This is a genomic window from Tritonibacter sp. SIMBA_163, from assembly GCF_046535935.1.
Lineage (GTDB): Bacteria > Pseudomonadota > Alphaproteobacteria > Rhodobacterales > Rhodobacteraceae > Epibacterium > Epibacterium scottomollicae.
In genome coordinates, this window is sequence record NZ_JAWJBP010000213.1 from 1 (window position 1) to 329 (window position 329).

Annotated in this window: 1 protein-coding gene; it reads right to left on the bottom strand. The window is 53.8% G+C overall.

The window, feature by feature from the left end; all coding sequences use genetic code 11:
* Window positions 1-224, bottom strand: a 224-nt coding sequence (locus tag R0J92_RS22130) for a hypothetical protein (RefSeq protein WP_411053234.1), incomplete at its 3' end; no start/stop codon positions are given.
* Between the last annotated feature and the right edge of the window lie 105 nt (window positions 225-329).

Consider the following 329-nt stretch of genomic DNA (forward strand, 5'->3'; position numbering starts at 1 on the left):
ACCCCCAGCATTAGCCCCAAGGTGGTGGCGAGGGCGGCTGCATCAGCAGCAAGAAAGCCCTGATCAATCACTAGCCGCAGGCCATTACCCAGCAACAGAACGCTACCGGAGGCAACCAATAAGGCACACCCTGCAAGCGCCACGCGCAGGCGATAAGGGCGTATAAACCTCAACAGCCTTAGTAAAATGCGGTGGTTAGAAGAACGTGTGGGCATAAAATTCATGCGCCTCTGTGGTAGACATACAGTATCCCGATACAAGGCAATAAGGTTCCTCGCCTCAGGTGAGCGTTGACACTGAAGAGCGATCATACAGAGCAGGCATCAATG